Here is a 20168-nt window from a genome sequence, read left to right on the forward strand (position 1 = left end):
CGGCGCGACCACGCAGGAATAGAGCAGAGGTTCCTATGGCAGGCAATACCTGGGGCGAACGATTCACGGTCACCACCTTCGGCGAAAGCCACGGTCCGGCGATCGGCTGCATTGTCGATGGCTGCCCGCCCGGGATCGAGATCAGCGAAACTGACTTGCAGACCGATCTGGATCGCCGCAAGCCGGGCACATCGCGCTATGTGACCCAGCGTCGCGAGGACGACTGCGCGCGCATCGTCTCCGGTGTCTTCGAGGGCCGGACCACGGGCACGCCGATCGGTCTGATCATCGAGAACACCGACCAGCGCTCGCGTGACTACTCCAAGATTAAGGACGTGTTCCGCCCCAATCATGCGGACTATGCGTACCTGCAGAAGTACGGCGTTCGCGACTATCGCGGCGGCGGGCGTTCCTCCGCGCGCGAGACGGCGACCCGCGTGGCGGCCGGCGCGATCGCGCGCAAGGTGCTCGCCGAGCGCTTCGGCGTGCGTATCCAGGGTTATCTCGCAGCGATGGGGCCGCTCACGCTCGCCTGCGAGGATCTGGATGCGGCCAATCACAACCCGTTCTTCTGCGCCGAGCCGACTCGGCTCGAAGAGCTGGAGAACTACATCAACGCGCTGCGCAAGGACGGCGATTCGATCGGCGCGCGTATCAACGTCGTCGCGACCGGCGTGCCGCCGGGGTGGGGCGAGCCGGTGTTCGACCGGCTCGACGCCGAGATCGCCAAGGCCCTGATGAGCATCAACGCGGTCAAGGGCGTGGAGATCGGCGACGGCTTTTCGGTGGTCAATCAGCGCGGCTCGGAACACCGTGACGAGATGGCGCCGGACGGCTTCGCCAGCAATCATTCCGGTGGTATCCAGGGCGGTATATCCAGCGGCCAGACGATCCGTGCGAGCATGGCGCTGAAGCCGACGTCGAGCATCATCATTCCCGGCGACACCATCGACACGCAGGGCAACGCCACGCAGATGCGCACCACGGGACGGCACGATCCCTGCGTCGGTCTGCGGGCGACGCCCATCGCCGAGGCCATGCTCGCGCTCACGCTGCTCGATCACGCGCTGCGCCATCGCGCGCAAAACGCGGACGTGCAGGGCACACTCGCGCCCATCGCCGCCGAGCGCGGTTGAGGTTTGGACTTTCGTTTACATCGCAAGTCGATGACCAGACGGCATAATATGAACGCATCCGCACATTGCCCGGGGGATTCCGTTTCGATGACCACCAAGATCAAGACCACCGCCGCCACGGCGCTCATCGTTTCCGCGCTCGCGGGCGGCGTCGCCCACGCCGACATGGACACGGCGCGCCAGGCGCTTTCGAACAACGACTTCCCGGCGGCTGTTGAGGCGCTCGACGAGGTGCTGGCGCAGTCGCCCAACGACGCCGAGGCACGTTTTCTCAAGGGGTTGGCGCTGGCGCGAAGTGGCGACACCGGCGGCGCGCTGGACGTGTTCAATGCGCTGGTAAAGAACAACCCCGACATGGCCGAGGCCTGGAACAATCTGGGTGTGCTGCGTGCGCGCGACAACGATCTTGCCGGCGCCCAGACCGCGTTGGAAAAAGCGGTCGAGATCAATCCCGAACATGGGCCGGCGCAGGAAAATCTTGGTGATATCTATGTCGCCATGGCGCAGACTGCCTACAGTCGCGCGGGCGAACTGGAAAGCGACAACGCCATCGCGCGCGCCAAGAGCCAGCAGCTGGCCGAATTCATCGGCGGCGGCATGAGCAGTGCGCCGGCCGCCGCGGGCCAGGGCACGTCCACGCCGCCGGCAGTGCCGAATGTCACCCGCGGCGCGCAGGCACAGGTGGCCGTCGACACGAGCACGCCGCAGGCCACATTGCAGACCTGGGCGAAGCTCTGGTCGGCGCAGGACGTGCGCGGCTATCTGTCCATGTACGGCGATGCGTTCGTGCCGTCAGACGGCATGAGCCGCTCGGCCTGGGCTGCGCAGCGCCGCGACCGGGTCGGTTCACCCGCGCGCATCGATATCGGCTTGAGCAATACCCGGATCGACCGTCGCGGTGAGCAGGCGCTGGTGACCTTCACCCAGCGCTACGAGTCCAACACCTATCAGGACGAAGAGCGCAAGGCGCTGCTCATGGGTGAAACGGCCGATGGCTGGCAGATTCTGCGCGAAGGCGGGGCCGACGAGGTCGCCTTCACGGTTGCCGAAAATGCGACGCCGGCACAGACGGAAAGCGTCGATAGCCGCATCGTTGCGGACGACGCGTCCGGCGAGCTTGCCGATACGCCGCCCGCCGACGCCGAGGCAATGCAGGCACACGCGCAGTCCGAAGCGCCGCCGACCGACGAGAGCGCGTCGCAGCAGCCCGCCGGGCAGACAGCCGCTGGGCAAACGGCGAACAACGCGCCGGCGGGTTCGGCGCCCGCACAAATGCAGGCCGAAAGTCAGGCGCAGGCCCGTCAGGCCGTTGAACGTGCGCTGCAGGACTGGGCTGCGGCCTGGGCTGCACAGGACGTCGGGCGTTACCTGAACGCCTACAGCGACAACTACAAGCCGCGCGGCGGCGTGTCGCTGAGCGACTGGGTGCGCGGACGCCGCCAGTCGGTGAGTTCACCGGCCTGGATCAAGGTGGAGATCAGTGACCTGCAGGTCAGTCTGCTGGGCGATGATCGTGCGCAGGCCAACTTTAACCAGCATTACCACTCGAACACCTACGAAGATCGCGAGCGCAAGCGCGTGACGCTGGTTCGCGAAGACGGCGGCTGGCGGATCGTACGCGAAAGCTGATCGGCGTCGCGTTCACAGCGCCGGCGCTCGAACCCGGTCGAGCAGGGCGAGCAACGCGTCCGCGGCGTTGGAGAGCGTGCGCCGCGGATGCCGAATGGCGCCCAGTCGCCGCTGGATAAACAGCCCCGGTATGTTCAGGCGCACGAGCTCGGGGTGCTCCATCGACGTCGGCAGAACCGTCCAGCCAATGCCGACCCCCGCGAGCATGCGTAACGTCTCCAGATAGTGGCTGGTCATGCGCGGCGTGATACTCACGTCCAGTGTGCCCAAAGCGTGCGCGATGATCGCGTAGGTGTAGCTTTCCACCGGCGGTAGCACGCAGGCATGCGGTGCCAGATCCGCTGCCGTGATGTCCCGTTTGGCCGATAGCGGATGGTCGCGGCCGACGAAAACGCTCATTGGGTCCGGCCAGATGCAGTCCTCCACGAGTGCCGGGTGTGCCGGTGTGGGCAGCGTGATCACCGCGACCTCGCGCTCGCCGTTGGCAACGCTGCGACAGGCGGCCTCGGAATCCACGAACACGATCTCCGGCTCGACCTGCGGGTAGCGTTGCACGAACGTGCGCAGCACCGCCGGCATGCGGTGCAGCCCCACGTGATGCGACAGCGCCAGCCGCAGATTGCCCGCGACTTCGGCGCCGAGGTTGTCCAGCGCGCGTCCGCCGTCCTGCAATGCCGCGAGCAGTTCGCGGGCGTGCGGCAACCAGGCCCGCCCGGCCTCGGTAAGTGCTACCCCGCGGCCGATGCGGTCGAACAGCGTATGCCCGAGGCGTTGTTCGAGGGTGGCCAGGCGCTTGCTGATCGTGGGCTGGCTCAGATGCAACGCTTCGCTGGCTGCCTGAAACGAACCCAGGTCACAGACAGCCACAAACGCACGAATCGAGTCGGTCTGCATGGCTTCTACGCATGCGAAAAGGTAATTGATTATATCCGAAAGATTCACTTGAGTAATCGACGGCGCGACCGTAGTCTTGCGCCATCGCAAGTCAGGAGGCAGTGATGGGTCAGACCCTCTACGAAAAACTCTTCAACGAACATCTGGTCCGCGAGGAGGACGGCAACGCGCTGCTCTATATCGACCGGCACATGGTCCACGAGGTGACATCGCCACAGGCGTTCGAAGGCCTCACATTGGCAGACCGTCCGGTGTGGCGCGTGAACGCCAATCTGGCCGTGCCCGATCACAACGTGCCCACCGTCAACCGCGACGGCGGTATTGCGGACACCATTTCGCGTGCCCAGGTCGACGCGCTGCTCAAGAACTGCAATACCCACGGCATCCGCCTGTTCGGGCTGGGTGATCCGCGTCAGGGCATCGTGCATATCATCGGCCCGGAACAGGGTGCGACCCAACCGGGGATGACGATCGTCTGTGGCGACTCGCATACCGCCACCCACGGCGCCTTCGGCGCGCTGGCGTTCGGTATCGGTACCTCCGAGGTTGAGCACGTGCTGGCGACACAGACGCTGCCCCAGGCGCGTGCCAAGACCATGCTGGTGCGTGTCGACGGCCAGGTGGCGCCCGGCATCTCTGCCAAGGACATCATGCTCGCGATTATCGGCAAGATCGGCACCGCCGGCGGTACCGGCTACGTCATCGAGTACGGCGGCGAAGCGGTACGGGCGCTGTCGATGGAAGGACGCATGACCATTTGCAACATGTCGATTGAAGCGGGCGCCCGTGCCGGCATGGTGGCGGTCGACGACACCACCGTGGAATACATGCGTGGACGCACCTACGCGCCTGATGGGGCGCAGTGGGATGCCGCTGAGGCCTACTGGCGTACGCTGGTTTCCGACGACGACGCGACGTACGACGAGGTCGTGGTGCTCGACGCTGCCGAAATCGCGCCCCAGGTCACCTGGGGCACCTCGCCCGAGATGGTCGGGCCTGTCACCGACCGCGTGCCGTCTCCCGATCAGGCGGCCAGCGACACGCAGGCTGAAAGCTGGCGAGCCGCGCTCGAGTACATGGATCTCACGCCGGGCGTGCCCATGACCGAAATCATGCTCGACAAGATCTTTCTTGGCTCATGCACGAACGCGCGCATCGAGGATCTGCGCGTTGCGGCGAAGTATCTCGAAGGCCGGCGCATCGCGCCGAATATCGAGCTCGCCATGGTGGTGCCCGGTTCCGGCCTCGTGAAGCAGCAGGCCGAAAAGGAAGGTCTGGACGAGATATTCAAGGCGGCCGGGTTTGAATGGAGAGACGCCGGTTGTTCGATGTGCCTGGGCATGAACGACGACAATCTGTTGCCCGGCGAGCGTTGTGCATCGACTTCCAATCGCAATTTCGAAGGCCGCCAGGGCAAGGGTGGGCGAACCCATCTGGTCAGCCCGGCGATGGCCGCCGCCGCGGCCGTGTACGGGCACTTCGTGGATATCCGCGAGCTCGGCATCGCCGGCTGATGAGCGCAAGCGACGACGTTTCAGCGCCCGAGGACTGGGATGCGGGCCAATACGCCCGGCATGCCCGCTTCGTGCCCGAGCTGGCCCGCTCGCTCGTCGACTGGCTCGCCCCGGAAGCCGGCGAACGGATTCTGGATCTGGGCTGTGGCGACGGTGTGCTCACGCAGGCGATCGCCGCTCGCGGCGCACGTGTTCTCGGCGTCGATCGCAGCCCGGCGTTCGTGACCGCGGCTCGTGACCGCGGCGTCGAGGCGATTGTCGGCGACGGGCACGAATTGCAATACGAGCAGTGTTTCGATGCCGTATTTTCCAATGCGGCGCTGCACTGGATGATCACCGACCCGCAGGCCGTGATTCGCGGTGTCGCGCGCGCCCTGCGTACCGGCGGGCGGTTCGTCGCGGAATTCGGCGGCGAAGGCAATATCGCGCCCATTCATGCCGCGCTACGTGACGAGGCGGCGGCACGCGGGCGTGATCCCGATCAGCTCGACCCCTGGTACTTTCCGTCGCTGGAAACCTATATGGATCAGCTGGAAAGCGGCGGTTTCTCGATTGTGCGTAAAGAGTGTTTCGAGCGTCCGACGCCACTGCCGGGCGATGTCTCGAACTGGCTGCAAACGCTGGCGGGGCCTTTTCTCCAGGCGTTCGAAATCGGCACGGCGCGCGAGGCATATGTCGCGGCGGTACGCGCGCGTCTGATCCCGGAACTGTGTGACAACAGCGGCCAATGGATCGCGCCCTATGTGAGGCTGCGTTTCGAAGCACGCAAGAACTGATTGACGATAAAAATATTTTCGACACCGAGAACGAATCATGCAGGCATTTACCGTTCACGAAGGCATCATCGCGCCGCTCGACCGGTCCAACGTCGATACCGACGCCATCATCCCGAAGCAGTTCCTCAAGTCGATTCGGCGTACCGGGTTCGGCCCGCATCTGTTCGACGACTGGCGGTATCTCGATCAGGGCGGGCTGGAGACGGAGATAGCCAGTCGACGCGAGAACCCCGAGTTCATTCTCAACACCGCGCCGTATCGCGATGCGAGCATCCTGCTCGCGCGGGAGAACTTCGGCTGCGGTTCGTCCCGCGAGCACGCGGTGTGGGCGCTGGAGGACTTCGGTTTCCGGTGCGTGATCGCACCGAGTTTTGCCGATATCTTCTACAACAACTGCTTCAAGAATGGTGTGTTGCCGGTTGTTCTTGAAGCTGCGGAGGTCGATGCCTTGTTCAAGGCCGCCGAAGCCGAGCGCGGACTGAGCGCGCGGGTCGATCTCGTCGAGCAGCGAATCGTGCTGCCCGGCGGCCAGACGTACGACTTCGATATCGACGCCTATCGGCGCAAGAACATGCTCGACGGTCTGGACGACATCGGTCTGACGCTGCAGCATGCCGACGAGATTCGCGCTTTCGAGGCGCGGCGCGCTCAGGAAAAACCGTGGCTGTTCCGCGATCTATAAGCGAATTCTCAGCCGGTAACTGAAACCATAAGGACACCCTGGATTCATGACTGCACGTATTCTTGTGATGCCCGGCGACGGCGTCGGCCCGGAAATCTGCCGCGAAGCGGTTCGCGTGCTCGATGCGCTGGCCAGCGATCACGGCCTGGACATCGAACTCGAGGAAGCGCTGGTCGGCGGTGCCGCCATCGACGCCGAGGGCGAGCCGCTGCCGCCGGCATCGCTCGATGCGGCGCGCGCTGCCGATGCGATTCTGTTCGGTTCGATCGGCGGGCCGGCGTGGGACGATCAGCCGCGCGAGAACCGGCCGGAGTCCGGGCTGCTGCGGCTGCGCAGCGAGCTGGGGCTGTTCGCGAATCTGCGTCCGGCGATTCTGTACCCGCAGCTGGCGCATGTCTCGGCGCTCAAGCGCGACATCGTGTCCGGGCTCGATATCATGATCGTGCGTGAGCTGACCGGCGGGATCTACTTCGGTAAGCCCTCCGGCATGCACAAGAACGCGAACGGCAAGCGCGAAGCGTTCAACACCATGCGCTACGACGAGGGCGAGATCGAGCGCATCGGCCGTACCGCCTTCGATATCGCCCGAGCGCGCGGCGGGCGTTTGTGCAGTGTGGACAAGGCCAACGTGCTCGACGTCTCCCAGCTTTGGCGGGACGTGATGAACGAGATCGGCCGTGAATACGACGACATCGAACTCACGCATATGTATGTCGATAATGCCGCCATGCAGCTGGTGCGCGCGCCCAAGCAGTTCGATACCGTCGTGACCGGCAACCTGTTCGGCGATGTGCTTTCCGACGCCGCGGCCATGCTCACGGGCTCGATCGGCATGCTGCCCTCGGCATCGATGGACGCCAACGGTAAGGGGCTCTACGAGCCGGTGCATGGCAGTGCGCCGGATATCGCGGGCCAGGATGTCGCCAACCCGCTGGCCGTGATCCTCTCGGTGGCGATGATGCTGCGCTATACGCTCAAGCGGCCGGACCTGGCCAAGAAGGTGGAGAGCGCGGTGGGCTACGCGCTCGATCGGGGGCTGCGCACGCGCGATATCATGGACGACGAGAAACAGATCGCGAGCACCCAGGAGATGGGTGGCGCGATTGTCGATATGCTACGCTAACGCCCATTCCCACTTACTTTCCGGAACCAGATCAGGTACCTAAATGGCCAAGGAATATGATGTTGCCGTCGTTGGCGCCACCGGCGCGGTCGGCGAGACCATGCTCAAGATTCTCGAGCAGCGCGATTTCCCGATTCGCAATATCTATCCGCTAGCCAGCGAACGCTCGGCCGGCAAGAAGATCCAGTTCAAGGGCAAGACCGTCACCATTCAGAACCTTGCGGAATTCGATTTCTCGCAGGTTCAGATCGGCCTGTTTTCGGCCGGCGGTTCGATCTCCGAAGAGTTCGCGCCCAAGGCGGCCGAAGCCGGTTGCGTGGTCATCGACAACACGTCGCATTTTCGCCAGGCCGAGAACGTGCCGCTGGTGATTCCGGAAGTGAACCCGGACGCGATCGCGGATTACACCAACCGCGGCATCATCGCCAATCCGAACTGCTCCACCATTCAGATGGTGGTCGCGCTCAAGCCGATCCACGATTTCGCCTATATCGAGCGTATCAACGTGGCGACCTATCAGGCCGTGTCGGGCAGCGGTGCGTCCGCGATCCGCGAGCTGGCCGACCAGAGCGCGCGCCTGCTCAACGGCAAGGAAATCGAAAAGCCGGCGGCGTATCCGAAGCAGATCGCTTTCAACGCGCTGCCGCATATCGATGTCTTCCTCGACAACGGCTATACCAAGGAAGAGATGAAGATGGTCTGGGAGACGCGCAAGATCCTGGGCGACCAGAACATCCGCATCAATCCGACAGCCGCGCGCGTGCCGGTGTTCTTCGGCCACTCCGAAGCGGTTCATATCGAAACCCGCGACAAGGTGACGGCGGAGAAGGCGACCGAACTGTTCCGCTCGGCGCCGGGTGTCACCGTGCTCGATACGCGTGAGCCGGGGGGCTACGCGACGGCGGTGACCGAGGCCGCGAACGAGGACGACGTCTTCGTCTCGCGCATTCGTGAAGATATTTCGCACGAAAACGGTCTGGATTTCTGGGTCGTTGCCGATAACGTACGCAAGGGTGCTGCACTCAACAGCGTGCAGATCGCCGAGAAGCTGATCGAGAAGTACATCTAAAAAACCAAGGGCATGGCCGCCGACTGGCGGCCGTGTCGGTTCGCCGGCGTGCACATGGGGCTGCGCGGCGGACCGAGTCAGGGGGATACGAAGGCGTCGTGCTCGAATCAAGCCCGTTTATCAGGCGCAGGCTGCGGCGTGCGGCCGTTGCCGTTCTGCTTTGCCATGCCGGCGCTGCCTCCGCCCTGGGTTTTGGCGCCATACGCGTCCACTCCGCGCTCAATGAGCCGCTGGATGCGACCATCAATCTGGTCGCGGTCACCCCGGAAGAAAGAGCCGTGCTCGACGTGCAGATGGCCAGCGTGGACATGTTCCAGCGCTTCGGCATCGAGCGCACGGCGCTGGCCGATCGCATTCGTGTATCCGTGGCGGAGGGCGCGGGCGCCGGCCAGGTTCAGGTCCGGCTGACGACCCGCGGGGTCGTACGCGAGCCGTTCCTGCGCTTTCTGATCGAGGCCGATACAGGCGCGGGGCGCGCGTTGCGTGAATACACGGTGCTGCTCGATCCGCCCGGCCGTGCGCCGGCTGCACCGACAACCGCCGCGCAGCCGTCGGCGGCCCCGTCGCAGGCCGCGCCGGCGCAAACCGCAGAAGTCACCGCGCCGCGTGCTACGCCTGCCCGCGCTTCCGCGGAGCCGGCAGGCCCGGCAAGCAACGAGTACGGGCCGGTGCGCGCGGGCGAAACACTCTCGCGGATCGCGCGCCAGGTCCGTCGCCCGGGCGCAACGCCCGAGCAGATGCAGGTGGCGATCTATCGCAACAACCCGCAGGCGTTCAGCGACAACATGAACGTTTTGCTGCGCGGAGCCATGCTGGCCATCCCGCCGGTGGAGCGCATCCGCGCGATCGCATCGGACGTCGCGCGTGCCGTTGTGGCCGAGCAGCGTGAGCAGGCCGTGGCGAGCATCGCCGCCGAGAATCAGGCCACGGCGACAAGCACGCTGGCGCGCGCCGAGGCGCCGCCAACCACCACCCAGGCGCGTCTGCGTCTGGAGGCGCCGCGGGCGATCGGAACGCGAGGCGACGGTGGCGGCGCCGTGGGTACCGCCGGTTTCGGGCGTCTGCTGATGCCGGAATTCCCGGCCAGCGACGATAGCGTTGCGGCGGCCGACGCCGTCGACAACGCACAACAGCCGGCAGCCACCGACGCGACGCCTGCAGAACCTGCTGTCGGCGGCGGCGCGGATACAGCGACCGAGGGCGCGACATCGAGCGCAGCCGACGAGGTCGACCCCATGGTGTCGGATGGCAATAGTGTCGCCGAGGGCGGTGACGCCGTCGACGCCAGCGAGAACGTCGGCAGCGATCCGAACCAAGCGACAGAAGGCGCCGCGCCCGATGCGACGCTCTCGGCCGATGCCCCGTCCGCAGAAGCGGAACCGGTGGCTCCCGCCTCGGATACGGCCGAGGCCTATCAGCCCTTGCCGAGCGAGAATCAGGACGTCGCCTACAGTGGCGGCTCGAACAGCCTGCTGCATCCGCGCAATCTGTTGCTGCTTGCGGCCGGCCTGCTGCTGCTCGTTGCGCTGCTGATCTGGAACCGTCGCCGTCAGTACACGCCGGTGACGCTCGATTTCAACGACGTCGATACGGAGAGCGCCCCCGGCGCGGCCGTCGAAAACGAGCAGGGCGAGGCGCCGTACTACGAAGCACCGGCCGCCGAGCCTGTGCCCGCCGACGAAGCGCTCGCGCCGTCCCTGCGGGTACAGGAAGCCGACCGGCAGATGAAGGTTGGTCTGTTCGATGAGGCGCGTGCCGGTCTCGAGGAAGGGCTCGCGCACTATCCGGACGACAGGGGCCTGCAGGACAAGCGCCTGGAGCTGGATTATGTCGCCGGCGACAGCGCGGCATTTTCGGCAAACGTCGAACGTTTTGGCAGCCAGTTGAGCACCGACGGTGTCCGCTGGGCCGGTGTGGCGACCATGGGCCGCGTACTCCTGCCGCAGGATCCGCGTTTCGGCTTTACCGACCGTCAGGAAGACCGCGAGACCGCGCCCGTCGAAGCGCCGGCGCCGCAGCGCGAGTCCGCCCAGTCGATCATCGAGCGCTTCGAGGCAGGCGTCGAGGACGACAGGGCCGATCCACTCGACGCCATCGCCGAAAGCGACGACAGCGATCGCTATTTCTCGCTCGACGACGATACCCCGGCCGATACCGCAGGCGACGCCACCGATACACTCGACGGGCGCGATATCCCCGCGCACACGCTCGACGACGAAGCGTCCGCGGGCCGCGATTCGAGCGCCTACGATCTCGGCAGCGACGGCGGCTTCGAATGGCAGGATCAGGAAATCGATACCAGCGGCACCCGCGAGCATGATCTCGGCGACGATCCGGGCATGGCTTTCGACCTGGATACATCGTCGTCCGATACGCCGGCGGAGCCCGACAAGCCTGCGTATATCAAGCCGATCGACACCAGCGAGTTCGATCTCGGCGACGACGAGGCGCCGGCGAGCGACGACGCAGCGGACCCGGTCGAGGTACGCCTGGACCTGGCGCGCATGTATATCGACATGGAAGACCACGCCGCCGCACGCGAGTTGCTCCAAGAGGCCGTGAACGACGGTACCGAAGCACAGCGCGCGACCGCGCAAGAGTTGCTGAACAGCCTCTAGTGCGGTGGGCGGCCTGTGTCGAATACGACGGCTCGGGCTATCACGGCTGGCAGAGCCAGCCGCATGCCTCGAGTGTTCAGGACACTCTCGAGGCCGCGCTCGCGCGCCTTGCCGATCGCCCGGTACGCACCGTCTGCAGCGGACGCACCGATACCGGCGTGCATGCCCAGGGCCAGATCGTGCATTTCGATACCGACGCGAAGCGCAGCGAGCGTGCCTGGCTGCTGGGCACCAATCGCTATCTTCCCGACGATATCGCCCTGCAGTGGGTGATCCCCGTGCCGGAGACGTTTCACGCTCGATTCGGGGCGGTGTCCCGCGAGTATCGCTACTGGATTCTGGATCGCACGCCGCCCAGTGCGCTGTGGCGCAATCGTGCCTTTCATTCGCACAATCGGCTGGACGCCGACGCGATGCATATCGCCGCACAGCATCTGGTCGGCCGTCATGACTTCAGCGCATTTCGGGCCGCCGCCTGCCAGGCGAAGACGCCCTGGCGCGAGGTCAGCCGCTGCGACGTGAGTCGGCACGGCGACTGGGTGCGGCTCGACGTGCAGGCGAATGCCTTTCTGCATCACATGGTGCGCAATATCGTCGGCAGTCTTCTGCCCGTGGGGCGCGGGCTGTGCGGCGACGACTGGATCGCGCAGCTGCTTGCGCTGGGCGATCGACGCCGGGCCGGTATGACGGCACCCGCTCAGGGACTGTCGTTGCGGCGCGTGCACTACGGGCCGGATTTCGACCTGCCGCCGCCGGCGCTGGATGACGACGGCTGGTAAACTGTCGTATTGGCGTAGCAGTCGCTCGACGGGCGCAACGGCGGATGAAACGAGTACGGGTCAAGATTTGCGGCATCACGCGAAGCGAGGACGCGGCGGCAGCCGTGGCCGCGGGCGCGGATGCGATCGGGCTCGTGTTTCATGCCGACAGCCCGCGTGCGATCTCGATCGACCAGGCGCGTCGCATCAGCCGCGAACTGCCGCCATTCGTGGCCCGGGTGGCGTTGTTTCTGGAGCCCGCCGCCGCGGACGTTCAGGCGGTTCTCGATCAGCTGCGCCCGGATGCCCTCCAGTTTCACGGACGCGAAACCGTCGAATTCTGTCGACGCTTTGCCTGGCCGTACATGAAGGCCGTGCCCATGGGCGAAGACGCGGTCGACCTCGGCGCGTGGGCAGACCACTACGATGACGCCCAGGGGCTGTTGCTCGACGCCAATCGCGCGGGTGCGGCTGGCGGTAGCGGCAAGACGTTCGACTGGGACGACCGCATTGAACTGCCTGGCATGCCCACCATCATTGCCGGCGGGCTCGACGCCACCAACGTGGGTGAAGCCATTGCGCGTTTCGCGCCGTATGCAGTGGATGTCAGCAGCGGCGTGGAAAGCGCACCCGGCATCAAGGACGCCGAGCGGATCAGGTCTTTCATGACCGCCGTCGATCGCGCCCAGCCCGGCGGCAAGGCGCGTCGCGAAACTGTCGCGCGGCGATGACGGCACTGGCGCGCACGGCGAGCGTTTCCGTAGGCGAGCGGCGGGCAAGAGACAAGACGATTTAGACACGAAGATCATCGATCGAGTCGCCGCAGCCAGCGGCCGGTCGACCAGAGGTTCAAACGATATGGCGAACACTGACGCGCAACCCGTGGACACCTCGGCTCCGCTGGCGCAGGCCTGGCGGAACATGCCGGATGTGCGCGGACACTTCGGGCCCTATGGCGGCCGCTTCGTGGCGGAGACGCTCATGGCGCCGCTCGAGGAGCTGGCGCAGGCCTATGAATCCGCGCGCAACGACCCGGCCTTCATGGCCGCCCTCGATGCCGACCTGGCCGATTATGTCGGCCGGCCCACGCCGGTCTATTACGCGCAGCGGCTGTCCCGAAAAGCGGGCGGCGCACAGATCTGGTTCAAGCGCGAGGACCTGAATCACACCGGCGCGCACAAGATCAACAACACCATCGGTCAGGGTCTGCTCGCCGCGCGCATGGGCAAGAAACGCATCATCGCCGAGACCGGCGCCGGCCAGCACGGTGTGGCCTCGGCCACGGTCGCGGCCCGGCTTGGGCTCGAATGCGTGGTCTACATGGGCAGTGAAGACATGCGCCGGCAGGCGACCAACGTCTATCGCATGCGTCTTCTCGGCGCCGAGGTGCGCCCGGTGGAGTCCGGCTCGAAAACGCTCAAGGACGCGCTCAACGAGGCGCTGCGCGACTGGGTCGCCAACGTCGACGACACCTTCTACATCATCGGCACCGTCGCCGGTCCGCATCCGTATCCCGCGATGGTTCGCGATTTCCAGGCCGTGATCGGCCGCGAATCCCGTCGTCAGATGCTCGAACGCTGCGATCGCCTGCCGGACGCGATCGTGGCTTGTGTGGGCGGCGGCTCGAACGCCATCGGGCTGTTCCACCCGTTTCTGGATGATGAAGAGGTGGCCATTTACGGCGTCGAGGCGGGCGGCGACGGCGTGTCGACCGGACGCCATGCCGCGCCCTTGTCGGCCGGGCGCTCGGGCGTGCTGCACGGCAACCGCACCTACATCATGCAGGACGAGAACGGCCAGATCAGCGCGACCCATTCGGTCTCGGCCGGTCTCGATTATCCGGGCGTCGGGCCGGAACATGCCTGGCTCAAGGATATCGGTCGCGCTCACTATGTGGATGTCGGCGACGCAGACGCGCTGGCCGCGTTCCACGAGTGCACCCGCATCGAGGGCATCATGCCGGCGCTGGAATCCGCGCACGCGGTGGCCTATGCCCAGAAGCTCGCGGCGACCATGCGCGAGGATCAGATCGTGCTGGTGAACATGTCCGGTCGTGGCGACAAGGATATGGCCAGCGTCGCCGAAGCCGCAGGAGAATCGCTATGACCCGTCTGGCGACCCGATTTGACACGCTGCGCGAGCAGGGGCGTACCGCACTTATCCCGTACATCACTGCCGGCGATCCGGCGCCGGATGCGACGGTCGGTTTCATGCATGCGCTGGTCGAGGCCGGCGCAGACGCGATCGAGGTCGGCGTGCCGTTTTCCGACCCGATGGCCGACGGGCCGGTGATCCAGGGCGCCTGTGAGCGCGCGCTCGCGGCGGGTACGAGCCTGTCGCGCGTGCTTGACATGGTGGCCGAGTTCCGCGAGCGCGATGCGCAGACTCCGATCGTGCTCATGGGCTATCTGAACCCGATCGATCGGCTGGGCCTGGACACTTTTTCAGAGCGCGCGGCAGCCGTCGGTGTCGATGGCGTGCTCATCGTGGACATGACCGCCGAAGAGGCGCCCGAAGTCGCGCCGACGCTGCAGGGCGCGGGGCTCGATGCGGTCTGTCTGATCGCGCCCACCACCGGCGATGCGCGTATCGAGCGGATCTGCGCCAACGCGGGTGGGTTCATCTACTACGTGTCGTTCAAGGGCGTGACCGGTTCGTCGAGCCTCGATGTGTCGTCGCTCGCCGAGAAGATCGAACGCATCCGCGCGAAGAGCGCGCTGCCCGTCGCGGTCGGCTTCGGCGTGAGCACGCCCGACAATGCAGCGGATGTCTCGCGGGTGGCAGACGCCGTGGTGGTCGGCAGTGCCCTCGTGCGCCAGATTGCCGAACACGGCACCGATCGATCCGCCACCGAGGCGGCTTTACGCGATACGCTGTCGGTCATGCGTCGAGCGATCGATGAACAGGACAACAGTACAGGGGAGGCACGCCGCGCATGAGCTGGCTCGAAAAACTGATGCCGTCGCAGATGCGCAACGATTCCGCGGCGAAGAAAAGCACCGTCCCGCAGGGACTCTGGACCAAGTGCAGCAATTGCGGCGCGGTCCTCTACAGCGCCGAAATGGAACGTTCGCTCGAGGTTTGCCCGAAGTGCAATGCCCATCAGCGGCTGCGCGCGCGCAAGCGTCTCGATCTGTTTCTTGATCCGGACAACCGCGAGGAACTGGCGCTGGGCATCGAGCCGCGTGATCCGCTCAAGTTCCGCGACAGCAAGAAGTACCGCGATCGCCTGAGTCAGGCGCAGAAGGATTCCGGCGAGCGCGAGGCCGCGCTCGCGATGGCCGGAACGCTCAAGCAGATGCCGGTGGTCGCCGGGGCGCTGGATTTCCGCTTCATGGGCGGCTCGATGGGCAGCGTGGTCGGTGAGACCTTCGTGCGCGGCGTGGATGCCGCGCTCCAGCGCGGCTGCCCGTTCATCTTCTTCTCTGCCAGTGGCGGTGCGCGCATGCAGGAGGGCCTGTTCTCGCTGCTGCAGATGGGCAAGACCAGTGCGGCACTGACACGACTGGCCGATCATGGCCTGCCGTTCGTTTCGGTGCTCACCCACCCGACCATGGGCGGGGTGGCAGCGAGCTACGCCATGCTCGGCGATATCAACGTGGCCGAGCCGGAGGCGCTGATCGGCTTCGCCGGGCCGCGCGTGATCGAACAGACCGTGAAACAGACGCTGCCCGAAGGCTTCCAGCGCAGCGAGTTCCTGCTCGAACACGGGGCCATCGACATGATCGTCGAGCGCAAGGACCTGCGCGATCGTATCCACCAGGTGGTTTCGGTGTTCATGCACCAGGAGGCCGCGGCACCGGCTCCGACCGGCGAGGCGTGAGCGCCGCCGCACCGCTCGACGGCAGCGTCGACGACTGGCTGGCATGGCAGCTCACGCTGCATGCCACCGAAATGGACCTCGGGCTCGAGCGTGTCGGGCAGGTGGCCGATACGCTCGGTGTGCGCGCGCCGGCCGCGCGTACCGTGGTCGTTGCCGGCACCAACGGCAAGGGCAGTTGCGCGTCGCTGATCGAGTCGATGCTGGGCGAACACGGGCGTGTCGGCACGTATACCTCGCCGCATCTCTGGCGCTACAACGAGCGTTTTCGTGTCGACGGCGCGCCGGTCACGGACGACGCGCTCTGCGCCGCGTTTCGTGCCATAGAGCAAGCCCGTGGCGATATCTCGCTGACCTTCTTCGAGTACGGCACGCTCGCCGCGCTCTGGCTGTTTGCCGATCAGCAGGTGGACTACGCCATTCTCGAAGTAGGCCTCGGCGGGCGACTGGATGCGGTCAATATTGTTGATGCCGACGTGGCACTGATCACCAACATCGGGCTGGATCACGTCGACTGGCTGGGTTCGGACCGGCAGAGCATCGGTTTCGAGAAGGCCGGCGTCATGCGGGCAGGGCGCCCGGCAATCTGCTGCGATCGCGACCGGCCCGCTTCGATCGATACCGTCGCTGCACGAACGGGCGCGGATCTGCGCGTCATTGGCGAGGCTTTCGACGTGAGCCTGCAGGCCGGCCGGTGGCGGTTCGTCCACGACGAGAACACGATCGACATACCCGCGCCGCAAGGGGTGATTGCCGAAAACCTGGCCGGTGCGCTGGCCACGGTACAGGCCTTGACCGGGCGCTGGCCATCGGTCGCGACCATACAACGGTCGTGTCGCATACAGGCCGGGCTGATCGGTCGACGCGAGCGTGTCGACGACATACTGCCGATCATCTACGATGTCGGCCATAACGTCGAAGCCGTCGCCGCACTCGTGCGCGACCTCGTCAGCCAGCCCGTGTCGGGCCGTACGCATATCGTGTTCGGAATGCTCATCGACAAGCCCGTGGAAACGGTAGCCGCCTGCCTTGAAAAGGTTGCCGATCGCTTCTATCTAGCGGGTCTGGACGGTCTCGGCACACGCGGACTCGATGCTGCGGCACTGGCACGGCGCAGTGGTATCGACGGGCCCTGTTTCGACCATCCGCGTGCTGCGCTCGAGGCGGCGCTCGAAGCCGGCGAGGCGGGCGACCGCGTTGTGGTCTGTGGTTCCTTTCTCACCGTGGCCCACGCCCGGAGGCAATTGCCGTCATGAAGGATGTGATGAAAAAACGAGTCGTAGGGGCTGTGGTCCTGGTGATTCTCGGTATCGCGCTGCCGTTGATGCTCGCCCGTTGCATGCAGGGCGGCGGTGAGGAACAGTCGTCGATGCGTGTCTATGAAGTCGCGCCGGACGGCCAGGCGCGGCCCGCCTCCGGCCAGGACGACTCGCAGCAGGCCCAGGCCATCGATGGCTCGAGCGGTGTCGGCGCAGATCGCGAAGCGTCGGCGCAATCGCCGGACACGCCGGATCTGCCCGAGGCGGTCTCGCCGTCCAGCGAGCCGGACGCGCCGCAGGCGGCGGCTTCGGAATCCACGCCGGAGCCGGAACCGGCCCCGGAACCGCGCGAGACCCAGCAGCCGAGGGGCGCATCGACGGCTGCGGCGCCCAACGAGAGCGAAAACGGCGGCAGCCTGCGTCAGCGCCAGAGCTTGTCGGGCTATGTGGTGCAGGTTGCGAGTTTCGGTGACGAAGCCAATGCCGAGCGTCTGGCCCGCGAGCTCAACAGTGAATTCAAGGCGTTCTATCGCGCCGGCGACGTGAACGGCAAGACCTACTACCGCGTACGGGTCGGCCCGTTCGAGAACGAGGCGAGCGCCAACGCTGCTGCCGAACGGCTGCGCAGCAGCGGCCGAGCGACCCTGGTACGGCGCGCGGAATGACGCGCGCCGGCCGCGCTGGCGGGCGGTTTGCTAGACTTGGTGCGTCCGGCCGGCGCGAGCGAGTGCAATGATCTGGGTCGATTTAGCCATAGTTGCGGTGATCGCGCTGTCTGCGATCATCGGCTTCTTTCGCGGTTTTCTGCGCGAGTCCATCGGGCTTGCGACCTGGATACTCGCGTTCTATCTCGCCTTCGTGTGCGCCGATGCCGGGGCGGTGTTTCTGGAACGCTGGATATCGGTCGCCTCCGCGCGTCTCGCCGTGTCGTTCGGCGTCATCTTCATCACGATCCTCGTGCTCGGCGCCATCGCCAATTACATCATCGGACGCTTGGTGAATCAGACCGGCTTTGCGGGCACCGACCGGGCCATCGGCGGGCTGTTCGGCGTGCTGCGCGGTGTCGCGGTGCTGGTGGTGCTCGTCTTGCTGGCGGGCGTGACGCCGGTACCCCGCGATGCGTGGTGGCAGCAATCCATCTTCATCGGCCACCTGCAGGACGGCGCGGTCTGGGTTCGCGGCTTTCTGCCGCCCGACCTCGCCGGCGCGGTGACCTATCCGGGCGTGCCCGACGCGCCGTCCTCGCCCAAGACATCCTCTACTTAAACCTCGCTTTCGGACTCCTCTATGTGCGGCATTGTTGGCATTGTTTCCCACACCCCGGTCAACCAGGAAATATACGATGCATTGACGGTGTTGCAGCATCGTGGCCAGGACGCGGCCGGCATCGTCACCACCGACGGCGGGCGACTTTTCCTGCGCAAGGACAACGGCCTGGTACGCGACGTGTTCCGCACCGACCACATGCTGCGCCTGCAGGGCAATGCCGGGGTGGGGCATGTGCGCTATCCCACGGCGGGCGTGGAGACCAGCGCCGAGGCGCAGCCGTTCTACGTCAACACGCCGTACGGCATCTGCCTGTCGCATAACGGCAATCTCACCAACGCGGATCAGCTCAAGGAAGAGCTGTTTCGCTCGGACCGGCGTCACCTGAATACCGATTCGGATTCGGAGATTCTGCTCAACGTGTTCGCGCACGAGCTGATGCGCAGCGAACGCCTCCAGCTCGCACCGGCCGACATCTTCGAGGCGGTCACCGCGCTGCATCGACGCTGCAGCGGCGGCTATGCGGCCACCGCGTTGATCACCGGCTATGGCCTGATCGGCTTTCGCGACCCGCACGGCATTCGCCCCGTGGTCTACGGCAAGCGCGAAACCGAGGCCGGCACCGACTACATGATCGCCTCCGAGTCCGTCGCGCTGGACGCGCTGGGCTACGAACTGATCGACGACATTAACCCGGGCGAGTGCGTGGTCATCACTCTCGACGGCCAGATCCATGTCCAGCAATGCGCCGACAACCCCAGCTATGCGCCGTGCATCTTCGAGTACGTATATCTGTCGCGCCCGGACTCGGTGATCGACGACGTCTATGTCTACAAGGCGCGTCTGCGCATGGGCACCTATCTGGCCGAAAAAATCCAGCGCGAATGGCCCGATCACGATATCGACGTGGTGATCCCCATTCCCTCGACCAGCCGTACCGCGGCCGTGGAACTGGCCAGCCAGCTCGACGTGAAATACCGCGAGGGCTTCATCAAGAATCGCTATATCGGGCGCACCTTCATCATGCCCGGCCAGCAGCAGCGCGCGAAGTCGGTGCGCCAGAAGCTCAACCCGATCGATCTGGAGTTCGCCGACAAGAACGTGCTGCTGGTGGACGACTCCATCGTGCGCGGCACCACCTCGCGCCAAATCATCGAAATGGCACGCGAGGCCGGCGCCCGCAAGGTTTATTTCGCCTCGGCCGCGCCGCCGGTGCGTTACCCGAACGTCTACGGCATCGACATGCCCAGTGCCACCGAGCTGGTCGCCCACGGCCATAGCGAGGAGGAGATCGCCGAGATCATCGGCGCCGATCGGCTGATCTACCAGAATATGGACGATCTGGTGCGCTCGGTCGCGGCCGGCAATGCCGACCTGGACAAGTTCGAGGACTCGGTGTTCTCGGGGGAATACATCACCGCCGACATCAGCGCCTCCTATCTGGAGCAGCTGGAACTGTTCCGCGCCGACGCCGCGCGCGAGGATCGCCGCCGCAAGGAGAACGCGGTGCTGGAACTGCACAACGACGGCTAGCCAGCCGCTTTGGTGCACGGGCCCGGCGATCGCGGTTGATCGCCGGGCCCAGTCGTTTCATACTGCATCTGCGCCGATTTGGAACAGCTTG

18 protein-coding genes are annotated in these 20168 nt (G+C 65.6%); 17 read left to right on the forward strand and 1 reads right to left on the reverse strand.

Going from position 1 to position 20168, the window contains the following annotated elements; translation table 11 throughout:
- The first annotated feature begins 35 nt into the window (after positions 1 to 35).
- Both aroC and J7355_RS02375 read left to right on the forward strand, forming a co-directional pair.
- Entirely contained in the window at positions 36 to 1136 is a 1101-nt protein-coding gene (gene aroC / locus J7355_RS02370; RefSeq protein WP_209059584.1) for a chorismate synthase, read from the forward strand.
- Positions 1137 to 1223: 87 nt separating this feature from the next.
- Entirely contained in the window at positions 1224 to 2765 is a 1542-nt protein-coding gene (locus tag J7355_RS02375) for a tetratricopeptide repeat protein (RefSeq protein ID WP_209059585.1), read from the forward strand.
- A gap of 12 nt (positions 2766 to 2777) precedes the next feature.
- Here J7355_RS02375 and J7355_RS02380 read toward each other — a convergent pair whose 3' ends face one another.
- Positions 2778 to 3659: a LysR family transcriptional regulator gene (locus J7355_RS02380; RefSeq protein ID WP_209059587.1), complete on the reverse strand. Its 882-nt coding sequence runs from the start codon at positions 3657 to 3659 to the stop codon at positions 2778 to 2780.
- A gap of 101 nt (positions 3660 to 3760) precedes the next feature.
- Between J7355_RS02380 and leuC the strand changes: the two genes are divergently transcribed.
- The 15 genes from leuC (at position 3761) to purF (ending at position 20077) form a co-directional block, all read left to right on the forward strand.
- Positions 3761 to 5173 (forward strand): 3-isopropylmalate dehydratase large subunit, encoded by a 1413-nt coding sequence (gene leuC / locus J7355_RS02385; RefSeq protein WP_209059590.1) that lies wholly within the window; start codon positions 3761 to 3763, stop codon positions 5171 to 5173.
- A complete protein-coding gene (locus J7355_RS02390; RefSeq protein ID WP_209059594.1) occupies positions 5173 to 5949 on the forward strand; it encodes a class I SAM-dependent methyltransferase in 777 nt (258 codons plus the stop codon). Before leuC ends, J7355_RS02390 begins: the two co-directional genes overlap by 1 nt.
- A 37-nt stretch (positions 5950 to 5986) precedes the next feature.
- Positions 5987 to 6631, forward strand: coding sequence for a 3-isopropylmalate dehydratase small subunit (leuD, locus tag J7355_RS02395; protein WP_209059597.1), 645 nt, complete (start codon positions 5987 to 5989; stop codon positions 6629 to 6631).
- 46 nt (positions 6632 to 6677) lie between these two features.
- Positions 6678 to 7754, forward strand: coding sequence for a 3-isopropylmalate dehydrogenase (gene leuB, locus J7355_RS02400; RefSeq protein ID WP_209059599.1), 1077 nt, complete (start codon positions 6678 to 6680; stop codon positions 7752 to 7754).
- Between the two features lie 43 nt (positions 7755 to 7797).
- A complete protein-coding gene (locus tag J7355_RS02405; protein WP_209059602.1) occupies positions 7798 to 8823 on the forward strand; it encodes an aspartate-semialdehyde dehydrogenase in 1026 nt (341 codons plus the stop codon).
- 98 nt (positions 8824 to 8921) lie between these two features.
- The gene (locus J7355_RS02410; RefSeq protein WP_209059603.1) at positions 8922 to 11441 is read left to right on the forward strand and encodes a FimV/HubP family polar landmark protein; all 2520 of its coding nucleotides are present in this window, start codon (positions 8922 to 8924) and stop codon (positions 11439 to 11441) included.
- Positions 11441 to 12220: a tRNA pseudouridine(38-40) synthase TruA gene (gene truA, locus J7355_RS02415; RefSeq protein WP_209059604.1), complete on the forward strand. Its 780-nt coding sequence runs from the start codon at positions 11441 to 11443 to the stop codon at positions 12218 to 12220. Before J7355_RS02410 ends, truA begins: the two co-directional genes overlap by 1 nt.
- Positions 12221 to 12264: 44 nt before the next feature.
- Positions 12265 to 12930: a phosphoribosylanthranilate isomerase gene (locus J7355_RS02420; protein WP_209059605.1), complete on the forward strand. Its 666-nt coding sequence runs from the start codon at positions 12265 to 12267 to the stop codon at positions 12928 to 12930.
- A gap of 190 nt (positions 12931 to 13120) precedes the next feature.
- The gene (trpB, locus tag J7355_RS02425; RefSeq protein WP_247739746.1) at positions 13121 to 14305 is read left to right on the forward strand and encodes a tryptophan synthase subunit beta; all 1185 of its coding nucleotides are present in this window, start codon (positions 13121 to 13123) and stop codon (positions 14303 to 14305) included.
- A complete protein-coding gene (trpA, locus tag J7355_RS02430; protein WP_209059607.1) occupies positions 14302 to 15138 on the forward strand; it encodes a tryptophan synthase subunit alpha in 837 nt (278 codons plus the stop codon). The genes trpB and trpA overlap by 4 nt, the downstream gene beginning before the upstream one ends.
- The gene (accD, locus tag J7355_RS02435; protein ID WP_209059610.1) at positions 15135 to 16022 is read left to right on the forward strand and encodes an acetyl-CoA carboxylase, carboxyltransferase subunit beta; all 888 of its coding nucleotides are present in this window, start codon (positions 15135 to 15137) and stop codon (positions 16020 to 16022) included. The genes trpA and accD overlap by 4 nt, the downstream gene beginning before the upstream one ends.
- Positions 16019 to 17275, forward strand: a complete 1257-nt coding sequence (gene folC, locus J7355_RS02440; protein ID WP_209059613.1) for a bifunctional tetrahydrofolate synthase/dihydrofolate synthase — start codon at positions 16019 to 16021, stop codon at positions 17273 to 17275. The genes accD and folC overlap by 4 nt, the downstream gene beginning before the upstream one ends.
- 8 nt (positions 17276 to 17283) lie before the next feature.
- Entirely contained in the window at positions 17284 to 17943 is a 660-nt protein-coding gene (locus J7355_RS02445) for an SPOR domain-containing protein (RefSeq protein ID WP_209059614.1), read from the forward strand.
- Between the two features lie 67 nt (positions 17944 to 18010).
- Complete coding sequence (locus J7355_RS02450) at positions 18011 to 18544, forward strand: CvpA family protein (protein WP_209059617.1); 534 nt, start codon at positions 18011 to 18013, stop codon at positions 18542 to 18544.
- A 21-nt stretch (positions 18545 to 18565) separates the two neighbouring features.
- Positions 18566 to 20077, forward strand: coding sequence for an amidophosphoribosyltransferase (purF, locus tag J7355_RS02455; RefSeq protein ID WP_209059620.1), 1512 nt, complete (start codon positions 18566 to 18568; stop codon positions 20075 to 20077).
- Positions 20078 to 20168 lie beyond the last annotated feature (91 nt).

The organism is Endozoicomonas sp. G2_2 (assembly GCF_017744135.1).
Classification (GTDB): domain Bacteria; phylum Pseudomonadota; class Gammaproteobacteria; order Nevskiales; family Salinisphaeraceae; genus Salinisphaera.

Coding starts and splice junctions, on each gene's coding strand:
- J7355_RS02405 (WP_209059602.1), top strand. CDS start 7,798: ATGGCCAAGGAATATGATGTTGCCGTCGTTGGCGCCACCGGCGCGGTC.
- trpB (WP_247739746.1), top strand. CDS start 13,121: ATGCCGGATGTGCGCGGACACTTCGGGCCCTATGGCGGCCGCTTCGTG.
- J7355_RS02390 (WP_209059594.1), top strand. CDS start 5,173: ATGAGCGCAAGCGACGACGTTTCAGCGCCCGAGGACTGGGATGCGGGC.
- J7355_RS02445 (WP_209059614.1), top strand. CDS start 17,284: ATGAAAAAACGAGTCGTAGGGGCTGTGGTCCTGGTGATTCTCGGTATC.
- J7355_RS02380 (WP_209059587.1), bottom strand. CDS start 3,659: ATGCAGACCGACTCGATTCGTGCGTTTGTGGCTGTCTGTGACCTGGGT.
- J7355_RS02450 (WP_209059617.1), top strand. CDS start 18,011: ATGATCTGGGTCGATTTAGCCATAGTTGCGGTGATCGCGCTGTCTGCG.
- leuD (WP_209059597.1), top strand. CDS start 5,987: ATGCAGGCATTTACCGTTCACGAAGGCATCATCGCGCCGCTCGACCGG.
- J7355_RS02420 (WP_209059605.1), top strand. CDS start 12,265: ATGAAACGAGTACGGGTCAAGATTTGCGGCATCACGCGAAGCGAGGAC.
- aroC (WP_209059584.1), top strand. CDS start 36: ATGGCAGGCAATACCTGGGGCGAACGATTCACGGTCACCACCTTCGGC.
- leuB (WP_209059599.1), top strand. CDS start 6,678: ATGACTGCACGTATTCTTGTGATGCCCGGCGACGGCGTCGGCCCGGAA.
- trpA (WP_209059607.1), top strand. CDS start 14,302: ATGACCCGTCTGGCGACCCGATTTGACACGCTGCGCGAGCAGGGGCGT.
- purF (WP_209059620.1), top strand. CDS start 18,566: ATGTGCGGCATTGTTGGCATTGTTTCCCACACCCCGGTCAACCAGGAA.
- accD (WP_209059610.1), top strand. CDS start 15,135: ATGAGCTGGCTCGAAAAACTGATGCCGTCGCAGATGCGCAACGATTCC.
- J7355_RS02375 (WP_209059585.1), top strand. CDS start 1,224: ATGACCACCAAGATCAAGACCACCGCCGCCACGGCGCTCATCGTTTCC.